General features: G+C 53.9%; 5 protein-coding genes, 3 pseudogenes and 1 other annotated feature (1 of these 9 cut by a window edge). Of the genes and pseudogenes, 4 read left to right on the top strand and 4 right to left on the bottom strand.

The window, feature by feature from the left end; translation table 11 throughout:
* A pseudogene (locus ABKW30_RS23410) lies at positions 1–194 on the top strand (response regulator); the annotation flags it as partial.
* Between the two features lie 446 nt (positions 195–640).
* Here ABKW30_RS23410 and ABKW30_RS23405 read toward each other — a convergent pair.
* Together ABKW30_RS23405 and ABKW30_RS23400 are read right to left on the bottom strand one after the other, a co-directional pair.
* Positions 641–1,315 (bottom strand): HD domain-containing protein, encoded by a 675-nt coding sequence (locus ABKW30_RS23405; protein ID WP_348601336.1) that lies wholly within the window; start codon positions 1,313–1,315, stop codon positions 641–643.
* A gap of 38 nt (positions 1,316–1,353) precedes the next feature.
* Positions 1,354–2,634 carry an MFS transporter gene (locus tag ABKW30_RS23400; protein WP_348601335.1) on the bottom strand — a complete coding sequence of 427 codons (1,281 nt, stop codon included), beginning with the start codon at positions 2,632–2,634 and terminating at the stop codon, positions 1,354–1,356.
* Between the two features lie 127 nt (positions 2,635–2,761).
* Between ABKW30_RS23400 and ABKW30_RS23395 the strand changes: the two genes are divergently transcribed.
* Positions 2,762–3,661 (top strand): LysR family transcriptional regulator, encoded by a 900-nt coding sequence (locus ABKW30_RS23395; RefSeq protein ID WP_348601334.1) that lies wholly within the window; start codon positions 2,762–2,764, stop codon positions 3,659–3,661.
* Between the two features lie 4 nt (positions 3,662–3,665).
* The gene (locus tag ABKW30_RS23390) at positions 3,666–3,878 is read left to right on the top strand and encodes a hypothetical protein (protein ID WP_348601354.1); all 213 of its coding nucleotides are present in this window, start codon (positions 3,666–3,668) and stop codon (positions 3,876–3,878) included.
* Positions 3,879–4,390: 512 nt separating this feature from the next.
* On the opposite strand, the pseudogene ABKW30_RS23385 reads toward ABKW30_RS23390, so the two are convergent.
* A pseudogene (locus tag ABKW30_RS23385) lies at positions 4,391–4,723 on the bottom strand (transposase); the annotation flags it as partial.
* Positions 4,724–4,793: 70 nt separating this feature from the next.
* Between ABKW30_RS23385 and ABKW30_RS23380 the strand changes: the two are divergent.
* A pseudogene (locus ABKW30_RS23380) lies at positions 4,794–4,931 on the top strand (transposase); the annotation flags it as partial.
* 243 nt (positions 4,932–5,174) lie between these two features.
* Here ABKW30_RS23380 and ABKW30_RS23375 read toward each other — a convergent pair.
* Positions 5,175–6,248, bottom strand: a complete 1,074-nt coding sequence (locus ABKW30_RS23375; protein ID WP_348601333.1) for an acyltransferase — start codon at positions 6,246–6,248, stop codon at positions 5,175–5,177.
* 151 nt (positions 6,249–6,399) lie between these two features.
* Positions 6,400–6,403, bottom strand: a sequence feature (sul1 is cis-regulatory element that is thought to sense ions involved in sulfur or methionine metabolism; They are found in Alphaproteobacteria); it runs 52 nt beyond the window's last position.

Genomic DNA, 6,403 nt, shown 5'->3' with positions numbered 1-6,403 from the left:
GCGGCGTGGATGGACTGAAACTTGCTGCGGCGGTACGTGACAGATGGCCGCCGATCAAGATCATTGTCACCTCAGGTCACCGCACAGTGAACGTCGATGCTCTTCCGACAGAAACCCGGTTCTTGCCAAAACCGTACAATCCAGACCACGTCGTTCGCTCGATCCGTGAAATGGTTCAAGCAAGAGGAGCGTAGTAACCGGCACCGGGCCTTTCCGGCGCGCCGCATTGCCGAGAAGGATGATATTACCATGCGGGAACTTGCCGGAGAGTTTGCTGCTTTGGGCGTTCAGATCACGCCTGTAGCGATCTCCCGCCGGTACCGGCGCAATGGCTACCGTTTTTAAAAAAACCTTGCTGGCCAGCGAACAAGAACGACCGGACATCCGATACGCCCGTGAGACCTGGATCCATGCAGGATCTTTGAATGCCAACTGGCAATCAAAGGATACTCATTACATCATTGCAGTAACTCCGGGAGGCTTTGAAACAGCTGTCTTGCCTCGGGCCAGCCCATCTCCACGCGAAATTCTGATTCAAATTACGACCCATACTTGTACATTAGAAAACAAGATAAACGATTGCCTGGTTCAAACGTTGCCTTGCGTAGAATTCTTTTGGTTCGTGTCCGTAACAATCCATTCAAGTCGTCTCCTCGCCCTGTTTCGGATTGCGCGCTCGTAGATTACCGGCAATGACACCGAGCGTGTCTGGCGACACCAATCCCAATGCTCCGGCAACGTGCCACCACCCATGGTCCGCCTGCCGCACGATAGTGCATTCGGCGCTCACGCCCATATGGAGACCTTCGAACGAATGCCCAACCGCTATGTGCGCTACCTCCTCCGGCAGACCAGCCATCAGACAGACATGCATTCCGAACACCGAATGCCGGAACGTTGGCGCCCCTGCATCGCCCGGAGACTTGGCCCATCGTTGCCGATTGGCGGGATCAAATTCATAAGGCTTGCCCACATCATGGCAAGCCGCACCGGCAAGCAGGATGTCCCAATCAATAGCAGTCTGTGGGTACGAGGATTCAAATTCGAGCCCTATCGCCCTCGCATAACGCGAGACGCCGCGAACGTGATCAGCTTGTGTGCCCTGCCGCAGAACCGGAGCCCCCGGATTGCCTTCCGGGGCGATATCAGTGATGCGCTGGAAATCGGAACAGCACAATGAATAGCTCCAGGCCTCGATGACCTTTGCCTGCAACCCGGCATCCGGGATGAGGGAAATCTCGGGAAAGTCCTCAATGACTGCCTGCCGGGTCTGATCGGTTATTGCGCGGCGCAATCGTGCGTAGTGATACATCATGTCCGTTCCGTTGAGCGAGGTGAATGCATGGGCCGCGCTCAGGCTTTGCGCGGTCCAAATTGGGGTTCGATGGGTTTGCGTGTCATCGTCATCGTGACAAAGGCACCACAGAGAAGCAGCGCTGCGGCAATGCGGAAGGCCCAGATATATCCGCCAGTACCGGAGACGACATAACCGGTGATGATCGGAGCGATGAGACCGAAAAGATTCCCGCCGAAAGCCGTGATGGCGATAACTCGCGAGACATCTCTTGGATTGCGCAGCAGATCGCTTGCCAGGGTAAAGTTGAGGCCTGCACCCGTGGTCGAACCCGTCAGGACGAGAGTGAGCACCAATAGCAACTGCCAGAGACTGGTTACGACCGGGCCCAAGAGGATCAACAGCGAGAGTATGGCCATTGCCGCGATGAAGTTACGCCGCTTCCCGGCCTGAATTGCTATCGATGATAATGACTTGTCGCTGAAGCGTGCAATGGTCAGACCCAGGATCATGGTAATCAGGTAAGGGACTGCAGTCAGATATCCCGTGTTCATGGTGGAAAGATCGCGCGTGGATTGCAGGAATGTCGGCAGCCACGTAAGAAACAGATAGGCTGTATAAACCAGACAGGCTTGGGTTATCACCAATCCCCAAATGCTGGTCTGTGAAAGCAGATAGCCAAGCGAGGACGGTTCGGGGTCATCGCCAAGCTTGTGTGCCTGATCGCCATTGCGCTCCTTAATGATCTTGAGTTTTTCAACCTCTGGAAGCCAGCTGACCGTTTCAGGTTGCCCATACCAGATGAGCCAGGCCGCGAGCCAGATGAAACCAAGAGCGCCGAGCGCCACAAACGAAGTACGCCATCCAAATGAACTGACCAATGCCGCAGCCACCATTGCACCGATGGCTGGTCCCGCGGTCGACCCGCCATTGAAGAGCGTAGTGATAAGGCCGCGCTCCCGCTCGGGGAACCAATCGCGGATGATGCGGCCGCATGCCGGAAACGTTGTCGCCTCGCTTGCGCCCATAACAAGTCTGGCAGCAAGAATCGAGGTAAAACCTGTTGTCATTGCCGTGACGGCGGTTGCGGCAGACCATACTGCAATACCGCCGCCTACCATGCGTTTCGCGCCGATCTTCTCAACCAGAAGCCCCAGGGGGATCAAACACAGGACATATGTCCACAGGAACCCTGAAAAAAGGTAGCCCATCTGGACGGGCGAAAACCCGAACTCGGCTGCAATTGGCTTCGCTGCCACGGAAAGCGCAATGCGGTCCATGTAGTTAATGATTACCGCAGTGAAAATGAGCAGCGCGATCCAGGCTCTTTTGTGTGTCACGATAAAATCCTCCCTATTGCATCGACAATTTAACGCTTTGCCTGTTGCCGGATGCTTGGAGGATAATAATTTCATAGGGAAACGCTGTCTAATGAGATATTTAATGAGTAATTCATAGGAAATATTAATGAAAAGAATGACTATTCTGCAGTTGGAGGCCTTCTTTTGGACGGCGGAATTGGGTTCTGTCCAAAAGGCGGCGGACCATCTCAGCGTAACGCAGCCGACCTTATCGCTGCGGCTGAGGCAACTTGAAAATGTTTTGGCCGCACCTGTTTTGGAACGTCACGGGCGTGGTGTTCGGTTAACTCGTGAAGGCCATACTTTTCTCAGCCACGTCAAAACGGTCCTCGATGCGTATGGTGAGTTGCAAAAATCATCGCACGCCCCGGAAATATCCGGCGTCGTCCGCATTGGTCTGGCCGAGGGGCTTGCCGTAGCCTGTCTCCCGTATCTTATTGAAGCACTGGAAAAGGACTTTCCGCTATTGAGGCCAGAGTGGACCGTGGGAACAAGCGCTGGCCTTGAGCAATCCCTGGCTGATGGCAGTCTTGATCTGGCCGCCTTGGTCGATCCGATCGGCCTTCGCGACGTACGATTTTTCGCGCTCGGGCTCCAGCCGAATGTCTGGGCGATACCAGCGACAATGGTTGGCAAGACTGGCGAGACCCCGCACGACCTTACGCATCTCACCATCATAACGACCCCTCCTCCCACAGCCATGTATCGGTTGACGATGGGCTGGTTCGGCGATGGATACCAGCAACCCGGAGCTCTTTGCGTATGCTCCAGTCTGAACGCAGCCTTGCAGCTTGTCGGCTCGGGCATCGGCATAGGCATATTTCCGGCGAAGATGATCGAAGCCTACCCTTTGGCCGAGACTATCGCCATATTGGTTCCACGTCCCCCGATTGCAGACGGACGTGTATTTATTGCTGACAGGACCACGTCGGACGCAGCCAAAACAACCGCATTGATCCGCATCTTTGAGCGGGTGACACGATCACTGAAGTACTTCGCAACTTAGGAGAATGGTCAATCTCTCTTCGGTGCTCGGGGGAATTTTGCGGGGACTTAAGCTCGATAGGGGCGCATTCATTTTGAAAAGCGTCTGCTCCAAGTTCGTAATCCCAAATGTCGTGGTGCACCGCCTGGAAATGCCCGACTTCCTTGCCGGTGGTCGCATCGACTGCCACGATCGACGACTTATAGACATCATCATCGGGCTTGCGATGCCGCTGTAATAATTGCCCTGTGCGTTTGGTTTTTGCAGCCGACCATAGTCAATTTTCCGACCGGCCAAGGCAACACCCCGGCCCTGATCCTGCTCAGCAAGCAGGGCGAGATCTACGTTCTCGAACGGCGTAACGGCAGCCCTCAGTTCCCTGTCACGGAGAAGCCCGTACCGCAGGAGGGTTCCGAACCAGCTGACCGGCTGAGCAAGACACAGCCCTTCTCCGGCTATGCGAACCTCAACAAGCCCAACCTCACGGAAGCCGATGTGCAGGGCAGGACGCCGCTGGACCAGTTGTGGTGCTGCATACAGTTCCGCCAAGCTGACTATCATGGCGTCTACACACCGCCGTCGGTGGCCAAAAACTCCATCGAATACCCCAGCTATAACGGTGGCTCGGACTGGGGCAGCCTCGCGGTCGACGACAAAGACGGCATCCTGTTTGCGAACTTGTATCAAGCGGGTTTTGTCAATCCATTGCGTACCTCTCGAACGGTTTATGTCGTTACTCCTGTTGGCGGGCAGCCAACTCTTTCTGCCGGTCGTCCGGAGCTTGATCGCGCGCTCCAGAAGGTTGTTGTCGATCGGTATCCTGCCATCTTTGGTGTAGCGCGTCAGATAATCCCATTGGTTCAGGGTGTATGACACGGCGTCCCCGAGCTTGCTATCCGGCAAGACCTTCGCGGCGATCTGGTCGAGCCATGCCTTGAGGGCGTTCAGGACGGGTATGTGTTGCTGGCGAAAGCGGCGAATGCAGTCGGCTTGCGTTTCCCCTTTGTCCGGTTTTTCGTTCCGCGCCTGCCCTTCAGCCTGATAGAGCTGTTCGAAGAACCGGAGAGCCTGCTCCGGCGGTCCGTGTAATGGGCCCATAAATATCCGGACAGGATCTCCCGCTTAATAAGTGTGCGAGGTAATGTGCCCCATCATGCCCAGTCACAATTCCAAGATAGAAGTCCTGTCCGGCCCAGAGCGGCGGCGTCGAGCGTCGACTGCCGAGAAGCTTGCCATCATTGAAGAGACATATGAGCCGGATACGACGGTCAGCATTGTTGCCCGGCGTTATCCGAGGTGAGGCGGATAAAGGAAAGGTATGGCGACCAGGACTTTCTTAGGCCCCAGATTGTCGGGCATCTGCGTTCACTTGGAAGGTATCTTGACGATCCGAAGGTTGCGCATTGATCAAAAAACAAAGCCCCACTAATTGACTGTCTCCTAAAATTGGCGTCATAGGCAGGCAGAGCAGGCTATACCTGCTCATCCGGCAATTCGGACTGCCGCTGCGTCAAAGCACCCGAAAGTCTCTCGGTTACGTGCGTTTTTGGGTACGCAACCGCTTTACCTGAGGCTTAACGATTATCAGATGCGCCCCTTTTCGGGAGAGCAAACCTGACAAATAAGCCGTGATCGGCAGCTCTGCAAACTTGTACACAAGTACGCCAAAACCAACGGCCAAAAGGGTGGTTGGCAGGTACAACGAAAGGTTCATGGACCAGCCTGATTTTGCCGCCAGGAGTTCCACGAAATTTGCCGGCAAATAGTGAGCCAGATAGATTGAATAGGAGGCATCCCCCAAGTATTTCAAGCTCCGGGAATTGGGTAGCCCCCCCTCTTTTTCCAAACAAATCATTCCATACACAACCAGGCCCATTGGAAGACCGACCGTCAGCGCATTTGCCTGCATGGAACTGATATGAAAAGCTAAGGATGCAATCAAACCGATGGAAACTGTTGTCAAGGCCAGCAGCTTGCCTAGCACCCATCCATTCAACCAAAGTTTGCAGATCAGCACGCCGATGAGAAATTCAAGCAGCAAAGGCGAAGTGTATGTCAGCAACAATGGGGATTGGGGCGACGTCAGCAAACCAAATACAACGAACGTTAGTATGGTAGCCACCAGCGAGATAAGCCGCCATCTCTTGTCAAGAAAAAGAACGGTGCCGAAAATCGCATAGAAGAACATTTCGTAGTTGAGCGTCCAGCCTTGCCCCGTCAACGGAAACATATCACCAGCGGGCGAAAAGTGCGGAATGAAAAACAGGGATGCAAATACGTGGTCGACTTGAGGTTCGACGTTGGGAAACAAATTCGGTCGAGAAAGCGCCAGTGCTGCACCTGTCAAAGTAATCAGCCAATACAACGGGACAATGCGGATGATACGCTTTAGCAAAAAGTAGGCGGGTGTCTGTTCTTTGTATTGGGTCGCAAGAACCATGACGAAGCCACTTACGACAAAAAACAGATCAACCCCTAAAGCTCCAAATGAAAGTTTGAGGCCGAAAAGCTCTCCAATATGGAAGGCCACGACTGCAATTGCTGCTGATGCTCTCAAATATTGGAGAGAATGCAATTCTGAACGACGGTTTGGTTCTGACGATTTCATTGATCAATCACAATAATCCAGACGCAATCCGATCTGTCGTGAAAGTCTGCGAGCAAGACGGAATGAACTCATCTTGCATCGACAGAATTTTGATACAGTGGCGGTTTGTTTAACGTCGCAAGTCTAAATCTTGACGTGCAAAGTAAATCTGGGTT

Origin of the sequence: Phyllobacterium sp. SB3 (genome assembly GCF_040009165.1) — a bacterium.
Classification (GTDB): Bacteria; Pseudomonadota; Alphaproteobacteria; order Rhizobiales; family Rhizobiaceae; genus Phyllobacterium.
This window is presented reverse-complemented; position numbering and strand designations above follow the sequence as displayed.

Excerpts from the sequence above, each read along its gene's own strand:
- ABKW30_RS23405 (WP_348601336.1), bottom strand. The coding sequence starts at position 1,315 with ATGATGTATCACTACGCACGATTGCGCCGCGCAATAACCGATCAGACC.
- ABKW30_RS23395 (WP_348601334.1), top strand. The coding sequence starts at position 2,762 with ATGAAAAGAATGACTATTCTGCAGTTGGAGGCCTTCTTTTGGACGGCG.
- ABKW30_RS23390 (WP_348601354.1), top strand. The coding sequence starts at position 3,666 with ATGGTCAATCTCTCTTCGGTGCTCGGGGGAATTTTGCGGGGACTTAAG.
- ABKW30_RS23375 (WP_348601333.1), bottom strand. The coding sequence starts at position 6,248 with ATGAAATCGTCAGAACCAAACCGTCGTTCAGAATTGCATTCTCTCCAA.